Genomic DNA, 25,607 nt, shown 5'->3' with positions numbered 1-25,607 from the left:
AAACAATCAGTCCGCGATGTGGACCAGTTGCTTGCCGAAGTTCCTGCCCTTGAGCAGTCCCTTGAAAGCCTCAACGGCATTTTCAAGGCCTTCGGCAACCGTTTCCCGGTATTTCAGTTCACCGGAAGCAACCCGGGAGGCCAGAATGTCCGTGATTTCCTGGTGCCGGTCCTGCCACTCGGTGACCAGGAAAAAACGGTGCTCGGGTACCGGATCAAGTGCCTTGAGCACATGGAACGGGGTTTCCACGCTCGACATGTCCGTTGCATTGTAAGCGGATACAAAACCACAGATAGGTACCCGTGCACCGGCGTTCAACAGCGGGGCAACAGCGCGGGTAACGGCGCCTCCCACGTTTTCAAAGTAGATGTCGATGCCATCCGGGCAGGCGTCTTTAAGATCCGTTTCCAGATTGCCCGCCTTGTAATCAACACAGGCGTCAAAGCCGAGTTCATTGACTACGTAATCGCACTTCTCTGGGCCGCCTGCAACGCCCACAACCCGGCAGCCTTCTGACTTCGCGGTCTGGCCGACGACCGTGCCCACGGGGCCGGATGCGGCAGAGACAACCACAGTTTCTCCGGCTCTCGGTTTGCCCACATACATCAGGCCGCAGTAACCGGTACGCCCGGGCATCCCGGCAACGCCCAGGTAAGCCTGCAGGGGCACGTTGTCGCGTTCCTGAATCTCGTACACCATCGGGGCATCCGCAGGAAAAGTAACGTACTCCTGCCAGCCGGAATAACAGGTGACCAGATCCCCGACCTTCAGGTCGTCTGACCGGGATTCCACCACCCGCGCAACGCTCTCCCCAACAATGGGCTCGTCAATGCCAATGGGATCCATATAACCCTTGGCGTCATTCATGCGGGGGCGCATGTAGGGATCCAGAGACAACCAGAGCACCTGGGCAACCACCTCTCCCTCATCTGGGGATCGAACCGGGCGGTCCTCCAGTACCAGATCGCCTTGCTGAATCTCGCCTTGTGGGCGCTGCTTGAGCACAACGGCTCGGTTTCGATAATCACTCACACGCTTTCTCCGGTTGCATAATGAAACCAGATTAGGGTGCAGGAGAACGTTGCGTTGGTCAACCTCTCAACTTTCTCAACCGAGACAGCAGGGGTCTCCGGGTGTTGCAAGCTGCAACAACCGTGGTAACCTGTATCAAACGCCAAGCTACACATCAGGAGGCCACCATGACCACTGCTGTCCGTCTCGACGACACGCTGGTTCGACACGCCGCTGCCGAGGGTGCGGTTCACAGGCGCTCAACGCCCAAGCAGATCGAGTATTGGGCCGAGATTGGTCGGGCCGTTGCCGGTGAGGTGAGTGCCGAGGATCTGATTGCCATCGCTCAGGGTATTCGCCGGGTTAGGGTTGAGCCGGTGGTGGCTGACCCGGTCACCAGTGATGATTTGTGGGCAGAGGTGGATCAGGCCCGTGAAAGCGGCGAGTTAAGTCGTTCCATTGCCCGGGGACGGACGGTATATCAGGCCTCTGGTGACAAGCCCGGTTATCTCGAGGCTGTTTATCCGGATGGCTCCCGGGAAGTCGGGCAGTTCCGCAACGGGCGTTTTGAGGCACTGAGTGACCGTGACAACGCAGCCTGAACTCTGGCTGCTGGTTGGCGGTAACGGGGCTGGCAAGACAACTTTCTACGAGCGATTCCTGGCCCGCCGGAAGATTCCTCTGGTGAATGCCGACAACATTGCCCGCAGCGTGTGGCCGGATGCGCCTGAGAAACATAGTTATGAAGCTGCGCTGATTGCGGAGAAGGAGCGGTTCCGGTTACTTGAGGAGCGCCAGAGTTTCTGTTTTGAAACCGTTTTTTCTCATCCGTCGAAAGTGGACTTCGTGGCGGCCGCCAAAGCGGCGGGTTTTCGAATCCGGCTGTTTTATTTCCATCTGGAGTTGGCGTCGCTGAACATGGCCCGGGTTGCCTCTCGGGTGAAGTCGGGAGGCCACAATGTGCCTGAGACCAAGATAGAGGCGCGCATTCCAAGAACCCTGGCGAATCTTCGGCAGTGTGTGGGGCTGGCGGATGAACTACACCTTGTTGATAACACCAGCCTCGATCAACCCTATGTGCGGGTTGCAGTCTGGGAAGAAGGGCAGTGGCGCTCCTGTCAAGAGATCTTGCCGCAGTGGGCGAAGGATCTCATCGACACCTGATCGGCTGCTATGGCCAGTTGTCGGGCACCACAAATATCCGGTCGGTTTCCTGCCAGAGGCCGGTGCTTGAATCTCTCACCAGGTTAGCGAACAACAGAGGCATGGCGTGGCGCTCAATTTTGTTCAGTGCAACTGATACCTCTTCTGATTCAGGCGCCTCACTCTGTCGCCAGGACCCAATCCAGTGAGGCTTGTTCAGTACCACCCAGCCGGCAATATCCGAGCTTTTGAGCTGTGAGAGATAGCGCCACCGCCCGCGTAGATGATTGGCAGGCACATAATCCGGAACGGTAACCTGCTGATCGGCGGGATAGAACAGGTACCCAGGCATGAAGATTCGTGGCGTCACTGGCCCCGAGACACCGGCCGCACCCAATAAGGTTCTGGCCTCTGGCAGTTGGGTCCGCTGGCTTTGCTGGCGCAGCATCCGGTCGGTTTTCAGGTCAAGCCGGTCTGTGGCGTTAGGTCCGTACCACAGGGTCTTCCCGTGCAGATCGGGAACGCCCAGGTAATATTTGATGGCAATTTCGTGGTGCTCTATCCGGTTATCAGCGCGATTGTGGACCACAAAATCCAGCTCTCCGATGGTTCGCCCGTTCGACTGTATTTGCCTATTCTGTAGAAGAATATTCCAGCCAAGCAAGTCCTCCAGCAATACCCGGTAAAGCCGCTCGAAATAGAAGCCCAGTCGCTTCTGGGGTGCCTCTCTCAAAAGCGCTGGTGCCGCATCGGGGCTGCAATCCCATGCACTGAATTTGCTGTTCAAATCTTCGGGGAGGTATCGGGCAGGCTCAAAGGTCAGTGGCGAATGCAACAGCTGAGGTGCCCGGCACAGCCAGGCAAGGTGTCGGATAGCCGGTGTATTCAGCTGTGAGATGAGATTGTCCGTTGTTTTTGCATCCATGCAGCAAGAATACCGTAAACTGTGCTCAAGGTAAGATGATGAAATCGTGATTAATCCTGTTCAGAAGGAGGCCCCATGCAATATCTCCATACCATGATCCGGGTGAGTAACCTGGACGAGACCCTTCATTTCTTCTGCGATCTGCTGGGAATGATTGAAATCAGTCGAAAAAGCAGCGACAAGGGCCGCTTCACCCTGGTATTCCTGGCCGCCCCTGAAGACGAGGCCCGCGCCCGTGAGGACAAGGCCCCGATGATCGAACTCACCTATAACTGGGATCCGGAGGAGTACACCGGCGGGCGGAATTTCGGTCATCTTGCTTATCGGGTTGATGACATTTACGCACTGTGTGAGCACTTGAAGGCCAATGGCGTCACCATCAACAGGCCGCCACGGGATGGTCACATGGCCTTTATCCGGACGCCGGACAACATTTCCATAGAATTGCTGCAAAAAGGGGAGGCGCTGCCGGCGAAGGAGCCCTGGGCCAGCATGGAAAACATCGGTACCTGGTAAGGGGTGAGAACCCGTTACGGGTCGCTAATCGCCTGGAAATGTTATTATAGCGACCCGCAAAACAGCTTTTGCATCAGGATGATGCGTCAAGAACATGGAGAAGTTTGATGGAAGATTGGCAAGGATGCCTGGATCCCGAGTGCCAGACAGCGTTAGTACGAGCCCGTGACAGCGTTGAACATCGCGGCGGCTCGGTGGTTACTGTTGAAGATTATCTGCTCGCCCTTCTCGATTCCGGCCCGGCAATAGCCCGCTTTCTGCGGGGCTGCGGGGTGGATATGGACGAATTCATCCGCACCATTCAGTGTGAGCAACCCATCGTGACCGAAGTTGGTGGCGAGGGCCAGTTATCGTCCCAGCTCATTTACTGGTTTGCAACGGCCCGGGAGGTCAGCCAGTCACCCTGGCTGGGGTGGACTCAATTGCTGGAAACCCTGGTTCGCCACACAGAGCGGCTGCAGGAAAAGGCTTATGTGGCAGTCCTGGAGCTGGTCGCCCGGTGGCCAGACCAGGCTGAGGATGGGGGCCCTCCACCCATTGATGACCTTCAGAGAGCGCCGGTGGTGGTTACTGATTCCTCGTGGACTGAGCTTTCTGAAGATGTGGCGGTCAGCCTGGAAGCTTCGCCCTCAGCTTTGGTCTGGGTGCGTGGCGAGCGGGGTTCCGGAAAGACCTCGTGGCTGCAATCGCTGCTGTCTGCTATGGAACAGGATTACGTCGAGCTGGACCTGAGGCGCGAAGCGGAGATCATGGCCAGTGATTTGCCGGTGCTTCCGGAGCGAGTGGGCAATGGAGATTCCCCGGACGATCGCCCCCGCTGGCCGGTTCTGGTGCTCGACAACATCTCTCCCGCTGACCTGGTCGCCTTGATGGCATTGCCCGATGCCCTGGCGTCCGCCCTGGTTCTTCACTGGGAAGGCCCGATCCTGCTACTTGGTCCGGATGCATCTGGCATTGGCCATGGAGTGCCGATGCTGCAGCATCGCCTTGGCCGAACTCTGGACACCTTCGATATGCCGGTTTCAAGCGTGGTTCAGCGCCAGGCGATTCTTATCGCCCATCAGGCAGCCATCGAAAAACAGTGGAATGTGCAGATTCCCGGGACAGTGATCCGCTTCGTCTCTTCCCGGCGCAGCCGTTGTGTCAGCACGCCGGGTGGAATGTTGCAGTGGCTCGAGCGGGCCGCCGCCCGGCTGAACCTGTTTGCTCGCAGAGGGCCGACAGATTCGGTAGCGCTTGCTGGGCAGGCAGATACCCTGCGGCGCCAGTCTCTGGTAGCTTTGGCGAGGAAGGAATCGGTTGAAGACATCGAGACCTCGCTGGCTGAAATCCAGCTCCAGCGTGTGGCCGCAGAAGTGGCCTGGCATGAGCGCAAGGCGGCGGGCACGCTCCGTCAGCTCGGTATTGAGGATTTGCGGCAGGAACTGGAACGCTGGGTTGCAGCACGACGCGGCCCGGTTCACTATGTGCTGCATTGTGAGCAGCAGGATGGAGATTCAGCGGGTGCAGGATCTGGAAATTTATATTCGTGATCTGAAATCAGGTGCGGTTTCGGGATGGCTTGAGAGCCACCTCGACGAATTGAAACTTGACGACAATGAGGTTTCAGGGGTGGTCAACGGTTCAGCCCGTTATCAGGGCGAGTCGCTTCGGATAGCCCTGTATCCGGGGGCTTTCGGAAAGCGTTTTACGTCATTGGTCATTGAGGGTGAGCGTTTGCCCTGGAGCAGCGATCTGGACTGCGCCCGCAGCGCCTGGCGCGCCATGGATACCGAGATCCGTTGCAGCCCGGGAGACTGGAAGGAAGGCGAGCCGGTTGAGGCAGAAAAGTGGTGGCGCCTGGACCACCGGGGTGAGCAACAGGTCGTCTGGAACTGAAAGAGGCAGCCCGGGGGCTGCCTCTTTGTTTTCAGTGGACTGTGATTCAGTCGCTCAGGATGGAAACGTTATCGGCTTGCAGCCCCTTGTCGGCTTCCACAACATTAAAGCGAACCAGCTGCCCCTGGCGAAGAACCCGGCGGCCGCGGCCACGGATGGCACGGAAGTGAACGAAAACCTCATCGCCACTGTCACGCACGATAAAGCCAAAGCCTTTCTTGACGTTGAACCACTTGACGGTACCTTCTTCGTTACCCTCAGGGCTGTTTTCGTCGTAGCCGTCGTCTTCGTCCTCATCGTAGTGCTGGCTCGGTGCACGGTTGTCAGGCTGGGAAGTGCTGCGCTGGCTGACCGGTTGCCTGGCTGAGAACGCAATGGCCAGGAAGCCCGCAATACCGAAAAGAACCAGGGCAATAAGGTAAGCGGCGATGCCACGAGTGCTTCCCAGTGCTTCTACAAATTCGCCAACGGCAATGAGGCGAAGTGGCTCGGGGGTGAGTGACAGCAACAGGGCAAGTACCAACGGTGCGGGAATGGCGATCAGGAGAGCAACAAGGATCGCTTTGGATGGATTACGCATTGAGTAAAATTTCTCCATTCTTGTAACGCTAACGATAAAAACCGGATATCGGGTAAAATCGGGCATCCGGCCGGTGAAAACCGCCAGTTCCCCGGAAAACGGGAGTGCTGGCGGGCAAAGGCGGCATGATACCAGATTATTCCAAGCGCTGACCAAGCAACGGGGTAAGCAGTGTCATCAATAACATTCTTCAGAGATCCACCCAGGGGAGTACCAATACCCAATGAGCGAGAACGATCTGGAATCCCGACTGGACGAGCTGGAAACACGGCTGGCGTTTCAGGATGATGTTATCAACACTCTGAGCGAGCAGGTGGCGAAGCAGGAAATGGACATTCGGGAGTTGTGGGAGGCCAAGCGCTTGTTGCACAAACAACTGAAGGATGTATCCCCGTCCGATATAAAATCCGAACAGGACGAATCCCCACCGCCTCACTACTGAAAACGGGGTCAGACGAAGCTTTCATCTGACCCCAAGTTTGCGGTTTATGCCAGCAGCTCGATCAGAATCTGCTCGTAAATCTCTGACAGCGTGTCCAGATCCTCGGCTTTCACACACTCATCGACCTTGTGGATGGTGGCGTTGATCGGGCCAAGCTCGACTACCTGTGCGCCGGTCGGTGCAATGAATCGGCCATCTGAGGTGCCGCCTGAGGTCGAAAGCTCGGTTTCCCGACCGGTAACCGAACGAATGGCATCCTGGCTGGCGGACACCAGTGCGCCCTTGTCGGTCAGGAAGGGTCGCCCGCTAAGGTGCCACTGGAGATCGTACTTCAGGTTGTGGCGGTCCAGAATAGCCACTACCCGTTCTTCCAGACTCTCTGCAGTATTTTCGGTGCAGTAGCGGAAGTTGAAGTGCACCAGACACTCACCGGGAATGATGTTGCTGCCGGTACCGGCTTCCACCTTGGTGATCTGGAAGGTGGTCGGCGGGAAGAAATCGTTGCCGTTATCCCAGAACTCGTTCGCCAGTGCATCCAGGGCCGGGGCCACCGAATGCACCGGGTTCTCGGCCATGTGCGGATAAGCCACGTGGCCCTGCACGCCGTGAACCGTAAGGTACCCATGGAGAGAGCCCCGCCGCCCGTTCTTGATCACGTCCCCCACCGCGTTCGTGCTGGACGGTTCGCCAATCAGGCACCAGTCGATCTTCTCGTTCCTGGCTTCCAGGGTTTCCACAACTTTGACAGTGCCATGTTGCGCAGGGCCTTCTTCATCACTGGTGATCAGCAGGGCGATGGAGCCACGATGGTCCGGGTATTTCGCTACAAATCGCTCACAAGCTGTGATGAAAGCAGCGAGACTGCCCTTCATATCAGCAGCGCCCCGGCCGTACAGGTAACCGTTCTTGATCACCGGATCGAAGGGCGGGTGGGCCCAGTTTTTTTCCGGCCCGGTAGGGACCACGTCGGTATGCCCGGCGAAGGCCAGAACCGGATCTTCCGAGCCCTTGCGGGCCCAGAGGTTATCGGTATCGCCAAAGCGCAAATGGTCCCCGGCAAAGCCAAGGGGCGCCAGGCGCGACATCATCAGTTCCTGGCAGCCGGCATCGTCTGGAGTGACGGATCGCCGGCTGATCAGATCAATGGCAAGATCCAGTGTCGGAGAATCAGTTGTTTGCATGCAGCTCTTCATTCAGCTCGATCGCGGACTTGTTGGTTTTGCACTCCACCGCGCCGGTCTGGCTGTTACGACGGAACAGCAGGTCTGCCTGGTTGGCCAGGTCCCGGGCCTTGATCACTTCTACCAGCTCGTTGTTATCGTCCAGCAGGGCAACCTTGGTGCCTGCGGTAATGTACAGGCCAGCTTCAACCTTGCAGCGGTCTCCCAGCGGGATGCCGATACCGGCGTTGGCGCCAATCAGGCAGTTCTCGCCAACGGCAATGACAATGTTACCGCCGCCGGACAGGGTGCCCATGGTGGAGCAGCCGCCGCCCAGGTCCGAGCCCTTGCCAACCATAACGCCGGCAGAAATACGGCCTTCAATCATGCTGGTGCCTTCGGTACCGGCGTTGAAGTTGATGAAGCCTTCATGCATGACCGTGGTGCCTTCACCCACGTAGGCGCCGAGGCGGACACGGGCAGTATCGGCAATACGCACACCTGCAGGTACCACGTAGTCGGTCATTTGCGGGAACTTGTCCACCGATTTCACTTCCAGGGTGCGGCCTTCCAGTCGAGCCTGGAGCTGGCGCTCTGGCAGCTCATTCAGATCAATAGCGCCTTCGTTGGTCCACGCCAGGTTCGGCAGCAGGCCGAAAATGCCCTCAAGCTTCAGACCGTGAGGTTTTGCCAGGCGATGGGAGATCAGGTGCAGCTTCAGGTAAACCTCAGGAGTGCTTGAGGCGGCGTCATCAGTTTCCAGGATAGTGACCGCCACCGGGCGTTTGCTGTTGGCAGCTTTTTCCGCCAGGGCCGCCTGGTCGATCTCACCAACCTGGCGCAGAGCGTTGGCAAGCTGGCTGAGTTGTTCGGCAGTGGCGCTCATTGCCTGGTTGCCACCCTGATAGTCCATCGCATTGCGAATGACTTCCATGAGGGTGTTGTCAGGTGTGATGACCGGCTGCTGGTAAAAGACTTCCAGCCACTCGCCCTGGTTGTTCTGGGTGCCGATACCGATACCGAATGCAAAACTCATCAGGTGGTTGCTCCTGTTCTGAATATGGGGTCAGACGAAAGCGTTGTTCTGGCCCCGGAGTTAAATTTTGAAATTGGGTTGGACCTGGAATTCAGGATAGCCACGCAGCCCATTCGTCTGCATTAAATCCCACGGATACATTCCCGACTCGTTCGACGACCGGGCGCTTAATGATGGATGGATTCTCCAGCATGATCTCGTGGGCGCTCTGGGCGCTAATGGTACCACGAACCTCTTCGGGAAGTTTGCGCCAGGTGGTTCCGCGGCGGTTCAGCAGGGTTTCCCAGCCAACCGCCTGTTCCCAGCGGGACAGCAGCTCGTTGTTCAGTCCGTCTTTCTTGAAATCGTGGAACTCGTAGTCGATTCCGTTTTCATCCAGCCACTTCCGGGCTTTTTTGACCGTATCGCAGTTCTTGATGCCATATAGTTTCATGGTTCTAAAGCCTTTTGGCCACGGACACTCAGTTCTGTTTAACAAACTCAACAATTCGTCGAGCTGCCTCAACACACTCCTCCAGCGGCGCGACGAGGGCCATCCGTACCCTGTTCTGTCCGGGATTATGACCGTCTACCGTCCGCGACAGGTACCGGCCCGGCAGCACGTGCACATTCTGCTGAGCGGAAAGCTCCCGGGCGAAGGTTTCATCATCCATTGGCGTGAATGGCCATAAATAGAACCCGGCGTCCGGGAAATCCACATCCATCACTTCTCGCAGGATCGGAACCACGGCCTCAAACTTGGCGCGGTAGGCTGCACGGTTCTCCCGCACGTGGTCCTCATCGTTCCAGGCAGCGATGCTGGCCAGTTGATTATGGATGGGCATGGCGCAACCGTGATAGGTCCGGTATTTCAGGTAGCCCTCCAGAATGCGAGCGTCACCGGCCACGAACCCCGAACGAAGCCCTGGCAAGTTGCTGCGCTTGGACAGACTATGGAACACCACGCACCTGGCGTAGTCATCTCGACCGATGGCGGCGCAGGTCTGCAAAAGACCTTCCGGAGGATTGCCTTCGTCGGGATACAGCTCGGAATAGCACTCGTCGGAGGCGACAATAAATTCATACCTGTCGGCAAGGGCAATCACCTTTGCCAGCGTTTCTCTGGGAATCACCGCACCACTCGGGTTACCCGGCGAGCACAGGAAAAGAACCTGGCAGTCCAGCCAGGTAGATTCTGGCACCGACTCAAAATCCGGAATAAAACCGTTGGAGGCGTCGCAAGGCAGGTACACGGGTGTGGCACCCGCCAGGAACGCGGCTCCCTCGTACACCTGGTAAAACGGGTTCGGGCTTACCACGGTAGCCGGCTTGCTGGCATCCACCACGGCCTGAACCAGAGAGAAGATGGCTTCGCGGGTTCCGTTCACCGGCACAATATGGCGGGCCGGGCTGAGAGTGCCGGGCGTCAGGTCAAAGCGTCGGGTGGCCCACTGGCTGATCGCCTCACGGAGTTCATCTGTTCCCCGGGTGGTTGGGTAATTGGCGAGCTTGTCCAGGTTGTGCGCGATGACGTGCTTCACGAAGTCCGGAGACGGATGCTTCGGCTCACCTATGCCCAGTGAGATTGGCCGGAGATGGTCGGGCACGGCAATGCCGGCTTTAAGCTTTGCCAGTTTTTCAAACGGATAGGGATGAAGTCTGTCCAGATTCGGATTCATTGAATATCGTCCAGCATTTTACAGAGATCTTGCTGCAGGGCCTGGCACACAGCTGGATCCCGGATAGGTTCGCCGTGCTCGTCGGTAACGAAGAAAACGTCCTCAACCCGCTCCCCCAGGGTGGCAATCTTGGCGTTACTCAGGCGAACGCGATGCTCCAGCAACACCTGTCCAACTCGTGCCAGAAGGCCGGGGCGGTCCGGGGTGACCACTTCCATCACCGTTCGCTGGTTGATGGTGTCGTTGGAAAACGTCACTTCCGTCGGGAAGGCGAAGTGTTTTAGTTGCCTTGGCGTGCGCCGATGAATGATATCCGGGTAGTCATCGGGGTCATCCAGTTCCTCAATCAGGCGCTTGCGTGTGCGTTCTTTACGGGCAGGGTCTGTGCCCAGAGGCTGGCCTTTCTCGTCCAGCACCACGTAGGAGCTGATGGAGTAGGGGCCTTCGCTGGAGCTGATCCTGGCATCCACGATGTTCAGATTGAGTTGCTCCAGCACCGCCGTGGTCGCGGCAAACAAGGCCACCCGATCTTTCATGTAGATGATGATCTGGGAATAGCCCTCGGAGGGACCGCCCCGGGTGTCGCGAATCAGCACCAGTGGGTCGGGATTATCGCCATGGCGGATTATGGCGGCCGTTTGCCAGGCGATATCCACAGTGGAGTCCTGAAGGAAGTAGTCCTCGTCCACGGTGTCCCAGATGGCATCAATCTGCTCGTCGGTCATGTTCTGGGCGTGCAGGATCTCCCTGGCTTCGGACTGGGTGGCACGCACCCACTCCTGCCGATCGATGGGCGTTTCCGTTCCGCGCCGCAATGCCCGCTTTGCCTCGATATAGAGCTGGCGCAGGAGTGATGCGCGCCATGTATTCCAGAGCTTGGGATTGGTCGCGCTGATATCACAAACGGTCAGCACGTACAGGTAATCCAGGTGCGCCTGGCTTGGCACCGCCCTGGCAAAGCCGTGGATGATATCCGGGTCCGAGATGTCCTTGCGCTGTGCGGTCATGGACATCAGCAGGTGGTTTTCAACCAGCCAGGAAACCAACTGGGTGTCCCGCTCACTGAGGTGATGGCGTTTGCAGAATGCTTCTGCGTCTATGGCGCCCAGTTCTGAATGGTCGCCGCCCCGGCCCTTGGCGACGTCATGGTAAATGCCGGCGATGTACAGGGTTTCCAGTTTTGGCAGCCGGTGAATCAGGCGGGAAGCCAGGGGGTACTCTGTCTGCGCTTCTGTTCCGTTGAGCCGGACCATGTTCCGGATCACCCGCATGGTGTGGGCATCCACCGTGTAAATGTGGAACAGGTCGTGCTGCATCTGGCCGATGATCTGGCCGAACTCTGGCAGGTAGCGGCCAAGCACGCTGTACTTTTTCATGGCGGACAGGGTCTGGTCCAGCGCATGGGGGGTTCTCAACAGCTCCATGAACAGTGTTGTTACTGCGAGATCGGAACGGAAAGCGTCATCAATCAGGTGTCGGTGTGCGCGCAGGGAGCGAATCGTGGTGGCCCGAATGCCCTTGATTTCGGGGTGCTGCGCCATCAGCACAAAGATTTCCATGATGGCGTAAGGTGCGTAAGCAAAGACCTGGTTGTTGACCGCTTCTATATAGTAATTGCGAATCTGGAAGCGCTTGTTGATCGGCTGGATCGCATCCTCCGAAGCGCTGCCGAGTATCGCTTCGTCGTAATACTGCAGAATCACATCGGCCAGCTCGGCGAGGGCGAGAACGGTCCGGTAGTAGGACTGCATCATCAGCTCAACACCAAGGCGTTTGCCTTCATCCTTGTAGCCAAGCATCTGGGCCAGTGCCCGCTGGTGATCAAACAGAAGCCGGTTCTCGTTCCTGTCGGCCAGAAGCTGGAGACCGTAACGCAGCTGCCACAGGAAGGTCTCTCCCTGGAACAGGATCTGGTGCTCTTCTTCGGTAAGGATGCTGAAACGGGTGAGGTCGGCGATATTCTGGAGGCCGAAATGCCGCTTGGTAATCCAGCCAATGGTCTGAATATCACGAAGCGCGCCCGGAGAGCCTTTCACATTGGGTTCGAGGTTGTACTCGGTATCGCCGTATTTCTGGTGCCGCTGTTGCTGCTCTTCACGCTTGGCAATGAAATAGTCGCGATCGGTACTGACATTATCGGAATAGACCTGCTCGCTGAGCTCCATGCGCAGCTCATCCGGCCCCGCAATGGTTCTGGTCTCAAGCAGATTGGTTAGTATGGTGATGTCTTCGCGGGCAGCGGCCTTGCTCTCCTCGATACTGCGAACGCTGTGGCCGATATCAAGCCTCAGGTCCCAGAGCAGCGTAATGAAGGCGCCGAGATCGTCGTGCCACCGGTCTTCAATGCCGTTCCGGGTGAGAATTAACAGATCAATGTCGGAGTGGGGGTGGAGCTCGCCCCGACCGTAGCCACCCACGGCAATCAGGGCGATATCCGGTGAGCTGGAAAAGGGGTAGCGGTTCCAGGTCAGCCTCAGAACGGTATCGACCGTGTCAGCCCTGGAGTGGACAAGGGCGCGAACATCGGCGCCCTGTCTGAAGGCCTCTGCATCGGCGTTATACCTTTGCTTTAGCAGCTCCCGGGCAGCTTTAACCGGAGAGGGATCATTGCTGATACGGGATTCCAGCTCGCTTCGGTCCACTTAGAAGGACTCTTCCGATCGCTTGGTAAGAACCTCATGACCGTCTGCAGTCACAAGGATGGTGTGTTCCCACTGCGCAGACAGCTTGTGGTCCTTGGTGACCACCGTCCATCCGTCTGGTAGCAGCTTGGTCTGGTATTTGCCCTGGTTGATCATCGGCTCAATCGTGAAGGTCATACCTTCCTGCAGCTCCATGCCGGTGCCGGGTTTTCCGTAGTGCATCACCTGTGGTTCCTCATGGAATACCGCGCCAATTCCATGACCACAGTAATCTCGCACCACCGAGTAACGATGTTTCTCGGCATGCTGCTGGATAACGTTACCGATATCGCCGAGGCGGGTTCCCGGTCTCACCAGTTCAATACCTTTATATAGGCATTCCTGAGTTATCTGGATCAGGCGCTCGGTGCCCGGCTTCGGCTTGCCGACAATCCACATCTTGCTGGTGTCGCCGTGGTAGCCATCCTTTATTACGGTCACATCAATGTTCAGGATGTCTCCGTCCTTGAGTGTTTTCTTCTCGGAAGGAATGCCGTGGCAGATGACATGGTTGACCGAGGTGCAGATGGATTTCGGAAAACCCTTGTAGTTGAGCGGGGCCGGAATGGCCTTCTGCTCGTTCACAATGTAATCGTGGCAAATCCGGTCGAGCTCTTCGGTGGATACGCCAGGCTTGACGTGTTCACCGATCATCTCGAGAACATTGGCGGCCAGGCGGCCTGCGACGCGCATCTTTTCAATTTCTTCCGGAGTCTTGATCGATACCTGCATTGGGCTTCCCGTTGATTTGTATCAAACCGGCATTTTAAGGGGGAGTGTGGCCCGGTACAAGGAAGAGCCGGTCGCCGACCCATTTTCCGGGCCACAAATTAATGGAATCAGGCGGCCGATTTATGGTATAAACGCGCCCGCTGGAAACAAATCCGGCAAATTCGCACACGCGTCGGCACGTTGTCCCAGGGTGCCTGATTCTGTTGCTCACATTACAAGCAACGGGTTCAGGTTGGGTCAATCGGACGCGTGGAGGACTAACCCGAAGCTAAAAAGGTAACTATCATGGCTCAGGTAAATATGCGTGACCTGCTCAAAGCAGGTGCTCACTTCGGTCACCAGACCCGCTACTGGAATCCGAAAATGTCGAAGTTCATCTTCGGCGCCCGTAACAAGATTCATATCATCAACCTTGAGCAGACTGTTCCTGCCATGAACGATGCGCTGAAGTTCATTCAGCAGTTGGCAGAGAACAAGAACAAGATCCTGTTCGTTGGTACCAAACGTGCCGCGGCCAAGATCATCAAGGAAGAAGCCGAGCGTGCCGGTCAGCCGTTCGTAAACCACCGCTGGCTCGGTGGCATGCTGACCAACTACAAGACCATCCGTCAGTCTATCCGTCGCTACCGTGATCTGGAAGCCCAGAGCAAGGACGGCACCTTCGACAAGCTGACCAAGAAAGAAGCTCTGGATCGTACCCGTGAAATGGACCGCCTTGAGCGTTCTATTGGTGGTATCAAGGACATGGGCGGCCTGCCGGACGCTATGTTTGTGATCGACGTGGACCACGAGCGTATCGCTATCAAGGAGGCCAACAAGCTGGGCATCCCTGTTATCGGTGTTGTGGATACCAACAGCGATCCTGACGGTGTTGATTACGTCATTCCGGGCAACGATGACGCCATTCGCGCTATTCAGATTTACGTGCAAGCTGTTGCAAACACCTGCATCGAAGCCGCCCAGTCTGGCGGTGCCGGAGCTGACGAGTTTATTGAAGTCAGCGAAGATGCTGAAGGCGCTGCTCCAGCCGCTGAGTGACGCTATATCTTCACGTTTGAGATATAAGGTATGCCCGGGTTTGCTTCGGGCATACCTCCCCACCGAATTCGGAACAGTTGAGAGGATTGAACATGGCTGCAATTACCGCTGCAATGGTCAAAGAGCTGCGTGAGCGTACCGGCCTTGGCATGATGGAGTGCAAGAAAGCACTCGTGGAAGCTGAAGGCAGTGTTGACGCTGCAATCGAAGAGCTGCGTAAGTCTTCCGGTCTGAAGGCCGCCAAGAAAGCTGGCCGTACCGCCGCTGAAGGTGTGTCTCTGATCAAGATCTCTGACGACAACACCGTTGCCTACATTCTTGAAGTTAACTCAGAAACAGACTTCGTTGCCCGTGACGACAACTTCGTCAATTTTGCCAACGACGTTCTGAATGTGGCTTTCGAGAAAGGCGAAACCGACGTTGCCAAGCTGATGGAAGGCGATCTGGAAGCCAAGCGCGAAGCGTTGGTTCAGAAGATCGGCGAGAATATCACCGTACGTCGCATTGTTAAGGTTGAAGGGCCGGTTGTGGGTGGCTATGTCCACAGCACCAACAAGATCGCTTCCGTTGTTGCGCTGACTGCCGGTGATCCGGAATTGGCCCGCGACATCGCCATGCACGCTGCGGCCGTTAACCCGCGCGTTGGCAAGCCGGAAGACATGCCTGCCGATGAGCTCGAGAAAGAGAAAGAAGTCATCAAGGCCCAGCCGGATATGGAAGGCAAGCCTGCCGAAATCGTCGAGAAGATGATGGGCGGCCGCATCAAGAAGTTCCTCAAGGAAAACAGCCTTGTTGAGCAGCCTTTCGTCAAGAACCCGGACCAGACCGTGGGTGAGCTGATCAAGTCCGCCGGTGGCGAGCTGGTCGGTTTCGTTCGCCTGGAAGTGGGTGAAGGCATTGAGAAGGAAGAAGTGGACTTTGCTGCCGAGGTTGCTGCTGCAGCCGGTACAGGCAAGGCCTGATCCTTCTTTTGGTGTGGCGGGCCCATAGCCGCTGCGCCAGCTGAGTCTGCCACGTTAGCCGGGAATTTTCGGCTCTCGTGGCGGGCTTGTATCTGAGATACCCCTTTTGCGAGGAGTATGTCAGATACAAGCCTGCAACGGGTATCACGCCGGATAGCAGCCAACAGACGAAAAGGGGATCACCATGCCGACATCATCGAAAACCCAGCCCAGATACAAGCGTGTTCTGCTCAAGCTCAGCGGCGAGGCCCTGATGGGGGAGCACGATTTCGGTATTGATCCCAAAGTTCTTGATCGCATGGCCCTCGAAATTGGTGCGCTGATTGGCATCGGTGTCCAGGTTGGCCTGGTCATCGGTGGTGGCAACCTGTTTCGGGGCGCAGCCCTGAATGCCGCCGGCATGGACCGGGTGACCGGTGACCATATGGGCATGCTGGCTACCGTTATGAACGGTCTGGCCATGCGTGATGCCCTTGAGCGTTCCAACATCCGGACCCGCGTAATGTCTGCAATCCCCATGAGTGGGATTGTCGAGCACTACGATCGCCGTCGGGCGGTGCGGGACCTGAAGGATGGTGATGTGGTGATTTTCTGTGCCGGCACCGGCAACCCCTTCTTCACCACCGATTCAGCCGCTTGCCTCCGTGGAATCGAGATTGAGGCGGATGCCGTGCTCAAGGCCACCAAGGTAGACGGCGTATACTCTGCTGATCCGCACCTGGACAGCAGTGCCGAGAAATACGACAACCTCACCTACGATGAGGTCCTGGACAAGAAGCTGGGCGTGATGGACTTGACCGCGATCTGTCTCGCCCGGGATCACCACATGCCGCTACGGGTATTCGACATGAACCGCGCAGGGGCTCTGATTCGCATCGTAACCGGCGAAAAAGAAGGTACACTGATCGAATAACATGGCTGTCCGGGCCCCTTTGGCCAGTGCCTTTCAAAGGGGCCAGAATACTGAATGACATGACGAACGAATTGAGGATGCTGAAGTGATTAACGACATCAAAGCAGAAGCCGAAAAGAAAATGAAGAAGAGCCTGGAGTCTTTGCACTCGGCGTTTAACAAGATCCGTACTGGCCGGGCCCACCCGTCCATTCTGGACAGTGTCATGGTGAACTACTATGGCCAGGAGACACCGCTGAAGCAGGTGGCCAGTGTCAATGTCGAAGACAACCGGACTCTGACAGTCTCCCCTTGGGAGAAGAATCTGATGCCGACCATCGAGAAGGCCATCATGAGTTCTGATTTGGGCCTCAATCCGGCCACCAGTGGCGACATCATCCGCATTCCGATGCCCATGCTGACCGAAGAAACCCGCAAGGAAATGGTCAAGCAGGCGAAAGCCGATGCCGAGCACGGTCGCGTGTCTGTTCGCAACGCCCGCCGTGATGCCAACAGCATGATTAAAGAGCTGTTGAAGGAAAAGGAAATCACCGAAGACGACGAGCGTAAGGGCGAGGAAGATATCCAGAAGCTGACCGACCGCTACATCGCCGAAGTCGAGAAAATGCTCAAGGCCAAAGAAGAGGACCTGATGGCAGTTTAAATGCCCGGGTTCACTTGCAAGCGAATTGAAAGGCCGGTGCAACGATGCGCCCCGGCCGCACAGGGGATTTCATGACGGGAAATGTATCCGCGGAGATTCCGGTGTCGGCAGACAGCCGGCCCCGGCATGTGGCCATTATCATGGACGGCAACAACCGATGGGCCAAGGCCCGTCGGCTCAAGGGAGTAGCCGGCCACAAGGCCGGGGTGGATGCAGTCAGGGCGGTCGTGGAAACCTGCGCTCGCGAAGGCGTGGAAGTGCTGACCCTGTTCGCCTTCTCGAGCGAGAACTGGCGTCGCCCCAAGGATGAAGTTTCCGCACTGATGAAGCTTTTTCTGTTCGCACTGGAGCGGGAAGTGCGAAAGCTCCATCGCAATGACATTCGTCTCCGAATCATCGGCGACCGCTCCGCGTTCAGCTCCGCCTTGCGTGAGCACATGGAGGCGGCAGAAGAGCTGACCCGCGATAATTCCCGCATGACCCTGGTGATAGCCGCGAACTACGGTGGCCACTGGGATATCACCCAGGCGACGCGCCAGGTGGCCGAGCAGGTGCGGGCAGGGCAGTTGGCACCGTCGGATATCACCGATGACCTTATCCAGCAGCACCTCAGTATTGGTGATCTGCCGATGCCGGACCTGATGATCCGGACAGCCGGTGAGCAGCGCATCAGCAATTTCATGCTGTGGCACCTGGCTTACACAGAACTATACTTCTCACCGGTGTACTGGCCCGATTTCCAGGAAGAGGAAATGCGCAGGGCCCTGCAGGCCTACGCCGGTCGCCAGCGTCGTTTTGGCCAGACAGATGATCAGATAACGGCCAAGGCCCCACAACAATAACGAACGATAGCGACGTTAACCGTGTTAAAAACCCGAATTATCACCGCACTGATCCTCGCGCCCATTGCCATTGGCGGGATTTTCTTCCTCCCGCCCCTGGGTTTCGCACTCTTTACGGGTGCCATCGTTTCCGTGGGTGCCTGGGAGTGGGCGAATATGTCCGGCATTGAGACTCCTTCGGGCCGTGTGGCGTACGCCCTGATGACTGCAGCCATCCTGTACGGTTTGCTGAACGTTCCTTTTGTTGCGGTGCTCTGGCTGGCGCTCGCCTGGTGGTTTATCTGTTTTCTGCTGGTTCGCAGCTACCCAGCTGGCTCAGAAAAATGGGGCAGCGTGGTCGCACGAGCGGTTATGGGGCTGCTTGTTCTGGTGCCCGCATGGGTCGGGTTGAATCATCTGCGCACAGGCGGGTTCCAGTTTGGTGACAGCACCAACAACCTGCTCCTAATCCTGTATGTTTTTTGTGTGGTCTGGGTTGCAGATATCGGTGCCTACTTTGCCGGGCGGGCTTTTGGTAAGGCCAAGCTGGCGCCCCGGGTAAGTCCTGGAAAATCCTGGGCGGGTGTCTGGGGTGGGCTTGTGGCCGTTGGCGTTTTCGCTCTGGTGGTAAGCTTCATTGCATCCGCCGGAACCGGCGAGACCCTGTTGCTGGTCGCTGCCAGCCTGATAACCGGGTTTGTCTCGGTGCTGGGAGATTTGCTGGAGAGCATGCTCAAACGCTTTCGTGGCATCAAGGACAGCAGCCAGCTGCTTCCCGGTCATGGGGGTATAATGGACCGGATTGACAGCCTTACCGCCGCCATCCCAGTGTTCGCCCTGATCATTACCCAGTTGGGTTGGCTGACAGCCGGACACTGGTGATTATGGTAACTATGGTAACCCGTCATATCAGTGTATTGGGAGCCACTGGCTCCATCGGACTGAGTACGTTGGATGTCATTCGCCGGCACCCTGACCGGTTCTCGGTCTATGCGCTGACAGCCAGTACCCGTGCGGAAGAACTCGCGATATTGTGCCGCGAATTCCGACCCCGGGTAGCCGTTATGGCGAATCCTGAAGCGGCGCGAACGCTCGTCGGGTTATTGTCCGATTTGCCGGATATTCAGGTTCTGGGGGGCGTGGAAGGGCTGTGCGAAGTGGCTTCGGCCCCGGAAATTGATACCGTGATGGCAGCCATTGTCGGCGCCGCTGGCCTGTCGCCGACCCTCGCAGCCGTGCGTGCCAGCAAGCGGGTCCTGCTGGCCAACAAGGAAGCGCTGGTGATGTCCGGGAAGCTGTTTATGGACGCCGTGGCCGAGGCTGGCGCTGAGCTCCTGCCTATTGATTCCGAACACAATGCCATTTTCCAGTGTATGCCGGCCGATAAAATCCGGGACCCCGCCGGCGCCGGTATTACCCGAATTCTGCTGACAGCCTCCGGCGGGCCGTTCCGGGAACACAGTGCCGAAGCGCTTCGGTCGGTAACGCCTTCACAGGCCTGTGCCCACCCGAACTGGTCCATGGGGCAGAAGATTTCCGTAGACTCAGCAACACTGATGAACAAAGGCCTGGAGTTGATTGAAGCCTGCTGGCTTTTTAATACAACCCCGGAACGGGTGGAAGTGCATGTTCACCCGGAGAGTATAATCCACTCCATGGTGGAGTATGCGGATGGTTCTGTGCTTGCCCAGCTTGGCAGCCCGGATATGAGAACCCCCATTGCCAACGGTCTGGCCTGGCCCGAGCGGATTGATGCAGGCGTCGCGCCGCTGGATCTGTTCGCCATCGGCCGTTTCCATTTCGAGCGCCCGGACCTGGTTCGCTTCCCCTGCCTTCGCCTGGCTGCGGAAGCCTTCCAGGCTGGAGGCACGGCACCAGCCGTCCTGAACGCAGCAAATGAAGTGGCGGTTGCCGCTTTTCTCGAAGGAAACCTTTGTTTTGCCGATATCCCCGTTATCATAGAGCGCACGCTGGTTGCGACCGCGGTTGAATCAGCTGACAGTTTTGAGGTTATCTTCGCAAAGGACACCGAAGCACGGGCCCGGGCACGGGAACAGATTGGTCTGTTAACTGTCTGATACTCGCAGCCATATGCTGCTCGGCTGAAGCCATTAACCAGGAACGCTATGCAGATTATTGAAACTGTCCTCGCACTTGCGCTGACCCTGGGTATCCTCGTGACCCTGCATGAATACGGTCATTTCTGGGTTGCCCGCCGTTGCGGTGTTAAAGTGCTCCGCTTCTCCGTTGGTTTCGGAAAGCCTCTGTATTCCTGGTACGACAGGCACGGCACCGAATTCGCCATAGCTGCCATTCCGCTTGGCGGCTATGTCAAAATGCTGGACGAGCGGGAAGGGCCGGTACCCGAAGAACTGAAAGACCAGGCCTTCACTTCCAAACCACCATCCCGTCGTATTGCCATTGCCGCAGCGGGTCCGTTGGCAAACTTCATTTTTGCGATTTTCGCCTACTGGCTGCTGAGCGTGGTCGGGGTTACCCATGTTGCCCCCATCGTGGGGCAGGTGGCGGATGAGAGTGTGGCAGCGCGCGTCGGCTTGCAGGAAGGCATGGAAATCCATTCTGTGGACGGCCATCAGGTTTCCTCCTGGCGCGATGTCAACATGCGTATTCTGGAGCGAACCGGTGAGCAGGGCCTGATTTCCATGGAGGTGACTGACGGCGGCGCCCGTGGCACGGTCAGCGGGGAGCTTGCTGGCTGGGGTCTGAGCGACGACACTCCAAACCCGCTGGCGGAATTCGGTATTACACCCTGGCGCCCCGCGGTGCCTCCTGTGTTGGGCCAGATTTCCGAGGGTGGCCGGGCCCAGGCCGCCGGCCTTCAAGCCGGGGATCGCGTAGTTGCCGTTGACGGAGAGCCCATCAGTAGCTGGTTTGATCTGGTCGAGTTCATTCGCAAGGCCCCTGAACAAACGTTACAGGTAACCATAAAGCGCAATGGCGCGGAACGCTCAATCAGTGTTACGCCGGAAGCGAAAAGCGAAGAGAGTGGCGAATCAATAGGCTTTATTGGCGCCGGCGTTGAAGCCATCTCATGGCCGGATGAAGTGCTGCGCGAAGTCAGCTATGGTCCGTTTGCTGCGGTTCCCGTTGCCCTCAGTGAAACCTGGGCCGACACCCGGCTGACTCTCGTGGCCATCAAGAAAATGGTCACTGGCCTGCTGTCACCCACCAATCTCAGCGGGCCAATCACTATTGCCAGGGTTGCTGAAGCCAGTGTCAGCTCCGGATTTGAAGATTTTGTTCGGTTTCTCGCCTACCTCAGTGTGAGTCTGGGCATCCTGAATCTTCTGCCGGTGCCAGTGCTCGATGGTGGCCATATTGTGTACTACACCATCGAGGCCCTGCGCGGAAAGCCACTTTCCGAGCAGGTTCAGGCGCTCGGGTTACGAATTGGTATGGCAATGATCCTCACATTAATGGTGTTTGCTCTTTACAACGACCTGATGCGGTTGTGAGAATTGCGGGCTCCTTACGCGCATTAACCAGGCGAAATATTTGAATGAGACGTTCTCTTCTAGGTGTAGCCATTGGCCTCGCTGTAGCCATGTCTGGCATGAAGCCGGCACTTGCTGATCAGTTCACAGTTGCAGATATTGAGGTGGAAGGCCTGCAGAGGGTATCTGCCGGTACTGTTTTCTCCGCGTTCCCCGTCAATATCGGTGAGCAGGTGGACGAGACCGAGTTGGCCGACGCCATCAAGTCCCTGTTCCGGACCGGATTGTTTACCGACATTGAGGCCAGCCGCGATGCCGGCGTTCTCATCCTGACGGTTCGTGAGCGCCCGTCCATCAGCAACATCGAGATCGAAGGCAACAAGAATATCGAAACCGAGATGCTGATGGATGCTCTCGCGGGTGCCGGGCTCCAGGAAGGCCAGGTGTTCCGGCGGGCAACCCTTGAACGTCTTGAGCTGGAAATCCTGCGCTCCTACATCGCCCAGGGTCGTTACAACGCCCGGGTAAAGGCAACGGCTGAGGAGCTGGCCCGGAATCGCGTTTCTATCCGCCTGGACATCAACGAAGGCTCCGTGGCGGCAATACACCATATAAATCTGATCGGGAATCAGGACTTCAGCGACGAAGAGCTCCAGGGCCTGTTTGAGCTGCAGACCACGAGCTGGTGGAACTCGATCACCAACTCGGACAAATACGCGCGAGAGCGCCTCAGTGGTGATCTGGAATCCCTGCGCTCGTTCTATCTGGATCGCGGCTATCTGGACTTCAATGTGGAGTCCAGCCAGGTCTCCATCTCGCCGGACAAACAGAAGGTCTTCATCGCCATCGCCCTGAATGAAGGGCCCCAGTACACTATCTCGGAGATCAATCTGCGTGGTGAGCTGATTGTGGGCGAGGAAGAACTGCGGTCACTGATCCCGGTGGAAGAGGGTGACGTTTTCTCCCGCTCCCGTATGACCGCCATATCTGAAGCCCTGGCATTCAGGCTCGGCCGCGAAGGCTATGCTTTTGCCAACGTCAATGCCGTTCCTGAGCCGGGCGAGGGCAATACTGCTGCGGTGACCTTTTTCGTAGAACCGGGCAAGCGGGCCTATGTGCGCCGTATCAATTTCGATGGCAACGTTTCCACTCGCGATGATGTTCTTCGCCAGGAAATGACCCAGATGGAAGGCGGTGTCGCCTCCTCAGACCGCATCGAATTTTCCAAGACCAAGCTGGAACGCCTGGGTTTCTTCAAGACAGTGAATGTTGAGACAGTTCCGGTTCCGGGCACCGACGACCTGGTTGACGTGAATTACTCGGTGGAAGAGCAACCAACGGGTAGTCTGTCGGCCTCCGTCGGTTTCTCTCAGGATTCCGGGGTCATTCTTGGTGCCAATGTTTCCGAGAACAACTTCTTCGGTACCGGCAAACGGGTCTCATTTGGCGTAAACGTCAGTGATTCGGTAAAGAGTGCAAATATTTCCTATCTGGATCCCTACTACACCGTTGATGGTGTGAGCCGTGGCTTCAGCGTATTTGCTCGCGAAACCGACTATGAAGATGAAGATATTTCATCATTCCTGCTGGACGAATATGGCGGTCGTGTCACCTTCGGTTACCCGACGGACAGCATCACCCGACTGAACTTCGGTGCTGGTTTCACCCAGTCCAACCTGAAAGAAGGCCTCTTCACCTCCCAGGAGGTAATGGAGTTTATTGACGAAGAAGGGGACACGTTCAACAACTTCTTCCTGTTCGGCAGCTGGCGCCGCAGCACACTCAACCGGGGCGTGCTGCCCTCTGATGGCTACAGCCAGTCCCTATCGTTGGACGTGGCGGTACCGGGCAGTGATCTGACATTCTATAAAGTGAGCCACAAGACCGATTTCTATTACCCGATCACTGATAATAATCGCTGGGTATTCCGTGCGCGATCGGATATTGGCTATGGTGACGGGTACGGGGATCGGACCCAGATGCCATTCTATGAGCATTTCTACACAGGGGGGTATGGCTCGGTTCGCGGTTACCAGTCCAATTCCCTGGGCAACAGGGCAACGAATAACGTTAACGACTTTTCTGATCCGGACCCGTTCGGTGGCAACCTGCTCACCGAAGGTGGTCTTGAGTTGATTTTCCCGACTCCCTTTGCAGGTGACACACGCTCCATGAGGACATCCTTCTTCCTCGATGCCGGTCAGGTTTTTGACACGGAACGCGGGTTTGACCCGGAACTGGGGGAGGTTAGGCTGTCGGCCGGTGTCGGCTTCCAGTGGATTACCGCAGTTGGCCCACTTGCCTTCAGTCTGGCGATGCCGCTGAATGACAAACCCGGTGACGACACCCAGATGTTCCAGTTCTCACTGGGCCAGACCTTCTAAAGCATGGATAATAACAACCTACGGATGAAAACCAGGAGAAAACCAATGTCTCGATTCATATTGATGTTCGCCGCTGTGATCATGGCGTTTTCAATGCCTGCCGTGGCAGAAACCCGTATTGGTGTGGTCGATTTGCGGCAGGCACTGTTTTCTTCGAACGATGCCAAGGCGTTCAGCGAATCGCTCCAGAAGGATTTTGCCGGCGATGAAGCCAAAGTCCGTGAAGTGCAGGAAGAAGCCCGTAAGCTCAAAGAGCGCCTTGAAAAAGACGGCGCCATGATGAACGAGACCGAACGTAACAAACTTGCCGGTGAGTTCCAGGAAAAAGTGAAAGAGTTCAACTTTCTCAAGCAGCGGCTCGATTCCACGGTCAATCAGCGCAAGCAGGCGTTCCTGGAAGAGGCCCGCCCGGAAGTGGACGCGGCTGTGAAACAACTTCTTGAAGAAAATGATCTCGACCTGATTCTCCCGAGCGAAGCGGTCGTCTATGTGAAGCCTGAAATGAATCTGACCTCTCAGCTTCTCGAAAAGCTGAACCGTTAACTCGTGACGGGCACCCGGGTGCCCGGAAAGTTGCTTGGGAGCACGCAATGACAGATAGGTCGTACTGCCTGGGGGAAATTGCCAGCGCCCTGGGTGCAGAGCTGCGGGGGGATCCTGATGTGCGGGTTTCTGGCCTGGCAACACTGCAGGCAGCCGGGCCTGGCCAGATCAGTTTCCTGGCTAACCCCTCCTACGCCAAGTATCTGGCTGACACCCATGCGTCGGCGGTCATTGCATCCCCCGCCACTGCAAAGGACGCTCCTACCAACGTCCTGTTACTGGACAACCCCTACCTCGGTTATGCTCGCCTCAGTCACTGGTTTGATCCGGCACCGGTTGCCTCTCCAGGCGTTCATCCGACTGCGGTGATTGACCCCTCGGCAACCCTGGCTGAAGACGCCTGCATCGGTCCTAACGTGGTTGTGGAAGCTGACGCCGAAATTGGTGCAAAAGCGGTGATCGGTGCCGGTTCGATCATTGGCGCCCGCACTCGAATTGGCGCCCGGACTGTGATCCGGCCACGGGTGACCCTGGCTCACGACGTTGTGGTTGGCCAGCGTTGCCATATTCTCAGTGGCGCCGTTATCGGCTCCGACGGTTTTGGTTTTGCCAGCGAGAAGGGCGTATGGCACCGCATTGCGCAACTGGGCCGCGTTGTTCTCGGGGATGATGTGGAAGTGGGTGCGAACACCACCATCGATAGGGGCGCTCTCGACGACACCGTTATTGGCAACGGTGTGAAACTCGACAACCTGATTCAGATTGCTCACAACGTCTGCATTGGCGATCACAGTGCCATGGCCGCCATGGTGGGGATTGCGGGGAGTACCCGTATTGGCAGGCATTGTGTCTTTGGCGGTGCTTCCGGCGTGGCAGGCCATCTCGAGATTGGCGACCAGGTTCACCTGACGGGCATGACCCTCGTGACCGGCGATATCCGGGAACCGGGCGTGTACTCTTCCGGAACCAGCGCGGATACCAACCGCCAATGGCGCAAGAACGCCGTACGTTTTCGCCAGCTTGATACCTTGGCGCGACGTATTAAAGAACTGGAAAAAAAATCAGAGGGCCGAGGCTGATCAACAT

At 57.1% G+C, this 25,607-nt stretch carries 26 protein-coding genes; 17 read left to right on the top strand and 9 right to left on the bottom strand.

Annotation, left to right across the window (positions count from 1 at the left end; all coding sequences use genetic code 11):
* Positions 1 to 6 precede the first annotated feature (6 nt).
* The gene (locus tag CLH62_RS14945) at positions 7 to 1,032 is read right to left on the bottom strand and encodes an NADP-dependent oxidoreductase (protein ID WP_099618998.1); all 1,026 of its coding nucleotides are present in this window, start codon (positions 1,030 to 1,032) and stop codon (positions 7 to 9) included.
* A 167-nt stretch (positions 1,033 to 1,199) separates the two neighbouring features.
* Here CLH62_RS14945 and CLH62_RS14940 point away from each other — a divergent pair, with 167 nt between their 5' ends.
* A complete protein-coding gene (locus CLH62_RS14940; RefSeq protein ID WP_099618997.1) occupies positions 1,200 to 1,613 on the top strand; it encodes a TA system antitoxin ParD family protein in 414 nt (137 codons plus the stop codon).
* Entirely contained in the window at positions 1,597 to 2,175 is a 579-nt protein-coding gene (locus CLH62_RS14935) for an ATPase (RefSeq protein ID WP_099618996.1), read from the top strand. Before CLH62_RS14940 ends, CLH62_RS14935 begins: the two co-directional genes overlap by 17 nt.
* 7 nt (positions 2,176 to 2,182) lie before the next feature.
* On the opposite strand, the gene CLH62_RS14930 is transcribed toward CLH62_RS14935, so the two are convergent.
* Complete coding sequence (locus tag CLH62_RS14930; RefSeq protein WP_099618995.1) at positions 2,183 to 3,079, bottom strand: DUF1853 family protein; 897 nt, start codon at positions 3,077 to 3,079, stop codon at positions 2,183 to 2,185.
* Between the two features lie 75 nt (positions 3,080 to 3,154).
* Between CLH62_RS14930 and CLH62_RS14925 the strand changes: the two genes are divergently transcribed.
* The 3 genes from CLH62_RS14925 (at position 3,155) to CLH62_RS14915 (ending at position 5,473) form a co-directional block, all read left to right on the top strand.
* Entirely contained in the window at positions 3,155 to 3,595 is a 441-nt protein-coding gene (locus CLH62_RS14925) for a VOC family protein (RefSeq protein WP_099618994.1), read from the top strand.
* Positions 3,596 to 3,702: 107 nt separating this feature from the next.
* Positions 3,703 to 5,127, top strand: a complete 1,425-nt coding sequence (locus tag CLH62_RS14920; protein WP_099618993.1) for a hypothetical protein — start codon at positions 3,703 to 3,705, stop codon at positions 5,125 to 5,127.
* The gene (locus tag CLH62_RS14915; RefSeq protein ID WP_099618992.1) at positions 5,099 to 5,473 is read left to right on the top strand and encodes a hypothetical protein; all 375 of its coding nucleotides are present in this window, start codon (positions 5,099 to 5,101) and stop codon (positions 5,471 to 5,473) included. The genes CLH62_RS14920 and CLH62_RS14915 overlap by 29 nt, the downstream gene beginning before the upstream one ends.
* A gap of 46 nt (positions 5,474 to 5,519) precedes the next feature.
* On the opposite strand, the gene CLH62_RS21585 is transcribed toward CLH62_RS14915, so the two are convergent.
* Positions 5,520 to 6,053, bottom strand: coding sequence for a cold-shock protein (locus tag CLH62_RS21585; protein WP_099618991.1), 534 nt, complete (start codon positions 6,051 to 6,053; stop codon positions 5,520 to 5,522).
* 223 nt (positions 6,054 to 6,276) lie between these two features.
* Between CLH62_RS21585 and CLH62_RS14905 the strand changes: the two genes are divergently transcribed.
* Positions 6,277 to 6,495: a SlyX family protein gene (locus CLH62_RS14905; protein ID WP_099618990.1), complete on the top strand. Its 219-nt coding sequence runs from the start codon at positions 6,277 to 6,279 to the stop codon at positions 6,493 to 6,495.
* Between the two features lie 44 nt (positions 6,496 to 6,539).
* On the opposite strand, the gene dapE is transcribed toward CLH62_RS14905, so the two are convergent.
* From dapE to map, 6 genes are all read right to left on the bottom strand, one after another.
* Entirely contained in the window at positions 6,540 to 7,676 is a 1,137-nt protein-coding gene (dapE, locus tag CLH62_RS14900) for a succinyl-diaminopimelate desuccinylase (RefSeq protein WP_099618989.1), read from the bottom strand.
* Positions 7,663 to 8,691, bottom strand: a complete 1,029-nt coding sequence (dapD, locus tag CLH62_RS14895; protein WP_099618988.1) for a 2,3,4,5-tetrahydropyridine-2,6-dicarboxylate N-succinyltransferase — start codon at positions 8,689 to 8,691, stop codon at positions 7,663 to 7,665. Before dapD ends, dapE begins: the two co-directional genes overlap by 14 nt.
* Positions 8,692 to 8,782: 91 nt before the next feature.
* Positions 8,783 to 9,124 carry an ArsC family reductase gene (locus tag CLH62_RS14890; RefSeq protein WP_099618987.1) on the bottom strand — a complete coding sequence of 114 codons (342 nt, stop codon included), beginning with the start codon at positions 9,122 to 9,124 and terminating at the stop codon, positions 8,783 to 8,785.
* 28 nt (positions 9,125 to 9,152) lie between these two features.
* On the bottom strand, positions 9,153 to 10,349 hold the full coding sequence (gene dapC / locus CLH62_RS14885; RefSeq protein ID WP_099618986.1) for a succinyldiaminopimelate transaminase: 1,197 nt from the start codon (positions 10,347 to 10,349) through the stop codon (positions 9,153 to 9,155).
* On the bottom strand, positions 10,346 to 12,991 hold the full coding sequence (locus CLH62_RS14880) for a [protein-PII] uridylyltransferase (protein ID WP_099618985.1): 2,646 nt from the start codon (positions 12,989 to 12,991) through the stop codon (positions 10,346 to 10,348). The genes dapC and CLH62_RS14880 overlap by 4 nt, the downstream gene beginning before the upstream one ends.
* Positions 12,992 to 13,762 carry a type I methionyl aminopeptidase gene (gene map / locus CLH62_RS14875; RefSeq protein ID WP_099618984.1) on the bottom strand — a complete coding sequence of 257 codons (771 nt, stop codon included), beginning with the start codon at positions 13,760 to 13,762 and terminating at the stop codon, positions 12,992 to 12,994.
* Positions 13,763 to 14,047: 285 nt separating this feature from the next.
* Between map and rpsB the strand changes: the two genes are divergently transcribed.
* The 11 genes from rpsB to lpxD all read left to right on the top strand — a co-directional run bounded on the left by rpsB (position 14,048) and on the right by lpxD (position 25,600).
* Positions 14,048 to 14,800 (top strand): 30S ribosomal protein S2, encoded by a 753-nt coding sequence (gene rpsB, locus CLH62_RS14870; protein WP_099618983.1) that lies wholly within the window; start codon positions 14,048 to 14,050, stop codon positions 14,798 to 14,800.
* A gap of 92 nt (positions 14,801 to 14,892) precedes the next feature.
* Positions 14,893 to 15,762: a translation elongation factor Ts gene (gene tsf, locus CLH62_RS14865; protein ID WP_099618982.1), complete on the top strand. Its 870-nt coding sequence runs from the start codon at positions 14,893 to 14,895 to the stop codon at positions 15,760 to 15,762.
* A 184-nt stretch (positions 15,763 to 15,946) separates the two neighbouring features.
* Positions 15,947 to 16,675, top strand: coding sequence for a UMP kinase (gene pyrH / locus CLH62_RS14860; RefSeq protein WP_099618981.1), 729 nt, complete (start codon positions 15,947 to 15,949; stop codon positions 16,673 to 16,675).
* Positions 16,676 to 16,760: 85 nt separating this feature from the next.
* Positions 16,761 to 17,318, top strand: a complete 558-nt coding sequence (frr, locus tag CLH62_RS14855) for a ribosome recycling factor (RefSeq protein ID WP_099618980.1) — start codon at positions 16,761 to 16,763, stop codon at positions 17,316 to 17,318.
* 71 nt (positions 17,319 to 17,389) lie between these two features.
* The gene (gene uppS, locus CLH62_RS14850; RefSeq protein ID WP_099619484.1) at positions 17,390 to 18,160 is read left to right on the top strand and encodes a polyprenyl diphosphate synthase; all 771 of its coding nucleotides are present in this window, start codon (positions 17,390 to 17,392) and stop codon (positions 18,158 to 18,160) included.
* A 21-nt stretch (positions 18,161 to 18,181) separates the two neighbouring features.
* Positions 18,182 to 19,021 carry a phosphatidate cytidylyltransferase gene (locus CLH62_RS14845; protein WP_099618979.1) on the top strand — a complete coding sequence of 280 codons (840 nt, stop codon included), beginning with the start codon at positions 18,182 to 18,184 and terminating at the stop codon, positions 19,019 to 19,021.
* A gap of 11 nt (positions 19,022 to 19,032) precedes the next feature.
* Positions 19,033 to 20,217: a 1-deoxy-D-xylulose-5-phosphate reductoisomerase gene (gene ispC / locus CLH62_RS14840; protein WP_099619483.1), complete on the top strand. Its 1,185-nt coding sequence runs from the start codon at positions 19,033 to 19,035 to the stop codon at positions 20,215 to 20,217.
* Positions 20,218 to 20,265: 48 nt separating this feature from the next.
* A complete protein-coding gene (rseP, locus tag CLH62_RS14835) occupies positions 20,266 to 21,615 on the top strand; it encodes an RIP metalloprotease RseP (protein ID WP_099618978.1) in 1,350 nt (449 codons plus the stop codon).
* 44 nt (positions 21,616 to 21,659) lie between these two features.
* Positions 21,660 to 23,978 (top strand): outer membrane protein assembly factor BamA, encoded by a 2,319-nt coding sequence (gene bamA / locus CLH62_RS14830; RefSeq protein WP_099618977.1) that lies wholly within the window; start codon positions 21,660 to 21,662, stop codon positions 23,976 to 23,978.
* Positions 23,979 to 24,023: 45 nt separating this feature from the next.
* Entirely contained in the window at positions 24,024 to 24,521 is a 498-nt protein-coding gene (locus CLH62_RS14825; RefSeq protein ID WP_099618976.1) for an OmpH/Skp family outer membrane protein, read from the top strand.
* Between the two features lie 47 nt (positions 24,522 to 24,568).
* Positions 24,569 to 25,600, top strand: coding sequence for a UDP-3-O-(3-hydroxymyristoyl)glucosamine N-acyltransferase (gene lpxD, locus CLH62_RS14820; protein ID WP_099618975.1), 1,032 nt, complete (start codon positions 24,569 to 24,571; stop codon positions 25,598 to 25,600).
* Positions 25,601 to 25,607: the final 7 nt, after the last annotated feature.

The organism is Marinobacter guineae (genome assembly GCF_002744735.1).
In the GTDB taxonomy this organism is placed as follows: Bacteria; Pseudomonadota; Gammaproteobacteria; order Pseudomonadales; family Oleiphilaceae; genus Marinobacter; species Marinobacter guineae.
Note: the sequence above shows the minus strand (reverse complement) of the source record. Positions and strands in the feature narration are given on the sequence as shown.

What these genes read in the sequence shown, in the direction of transcription:
- CLH62_RS14940 (WP_099618997.1), top strand. Translation starts at nt 1,200, where the DNA reads ATGACCACTGCTGTCCGTCTCGACGACACGCTGGTTCGACACGCCGCT.
- CLH62_RS14930 (WP_099618995.1), bottom strand. Translation starts at nt 3,079, where the DNA reads ATGGATGCAAAAACAACGGACAATCTCATCTCACAGCTGAATACACCG.
- CLH62_RS14925 (WP_099618994.1), top strand. Translation starts at nt 3,155, where the DNA reads ATGCAATATCTCCATACCATGATCCGGGTGAGTAACCTGGACGAGACC.
- CLH62_RS14920 (WP_099618993.1), top strand. Translation starts at nt 3,703, where the DNA reads ATGGAAGATTGGCAAGGATGCCTGGATCCCGAGTGCCAGACAGCGTTA.
- CLH62_RS21585 (WP_099618991.1), bottom strand. Translation starts at nt 6,053, where the DNA reads ATGCGTAATCCATCCAAAGCGATCCTTGTTGCTCTCCTGATCGCCATT.
- CLH62_RS14905 (WP_099618990.1), top strand. Translation starts at nt 6,277, where the DNA reads ATGAGCGAGAACGATCTGGAATCCCGACTGGACGAGCTGGAAACACGG.
- dapE (WP_099618989.1), bottom strand. Translation starts at nt 7,676, where the DNA reads ATGCAAACAACTGATTCTCCGACACTGGATCTTGCCATTGATCTGATC.
- dapD (WP_099618988.1), bottom strand. Translation starts at nt 8,691, where the DNA reads ATGAGTTTTGCATTCGGTATCGGTATCGGCACCCAGAACAACCAGGGC.
- CLH62_RS14890 (WP_099618987.1), bottom strand. Translation starts at nt 9,124, where the DNA reads ATGAAACTATATGGCATCAAGAACTGCGATACGGTCAAAAAAGCCCGG.
- dapC (WP_099618986.1), bottom strand. Translation starts at nt 10,349, where the DNA reads ATGAATCCGAATCTGGACAGACTTCATCCCTATCCGTTTGAAAAACTG.
- map (WP_099618984.1), bottom strand. Translation starts at nt 13,762, where the DNA reads ATGCAGGTATCGATCAAGACTCCGGAAGAAATTGAAAAGATGCGCGTC.
- rpsB (WP_099618983.1), top strand. Translation starts at nt 14,048, where the DNA reads ATGGCTCAGGTAAATATGCGTGACCTGCTCAAAGCAGGTGCTCACTTC.
- tsf (WP_099618982.1), top strand. Translation starts at nt 14,893, where the DNA reads ATGGCTGCAATTACCGCTGCAATGGTCAAAGAGCTGCGTGAGCGTACC.
- pyrH (WP_099618981.1), top strand. Translation starts at nt 15,947, where the DNA reads ATGCCGACATCATCGAAAACCCAGCCCAGATACAAGCGTGTTCTGCTC.
- uppS (WP_099619484.1), top strand. Translation starts at nt 17,390, where the DNA reads ATGACGGGAAATGTATCCGCGGAGATTCCGGTGTCGGCAGACAGCCGG.
- ispC (WP_099619483.1), top strand. Translation starts at nt 19,033, where the DNA reads ATGGTAACCCGTCATATCAGTGTATTGGGAGCCACTGGCTCCATCGGA.
- rseP (WP_099618978.1), top strand. Translation starts at nt 20,266, where the DNA reads ATGCAGATTATTGAAACTGTCCTCGCACTTGCGCTGACCCTGGGTATC.
- bamA (WP_099618977.1), top strand. Translation starts at nt 21,660, where the DNA reads ATGAGACGTTCTCTTCTAGGTGTAGCCATTGGCCTCGCTGTAGCCATG.
- CLH62_RS14825 (WP_099618976.1), top strand. Translation starts at nt 24,024, where the DNA reads ATGTCTCGATTCATATTGATGTTCGCCGCTGTGATCATGGCGTTTTCA.
- lpxD (WP_099618975.1), top strand. Translation starts at nt 24,569, where the DNA reads ATGACAGATAGGTCGTACTGCCTGGGGGAAATTGCCAGCGCCCTGGGT.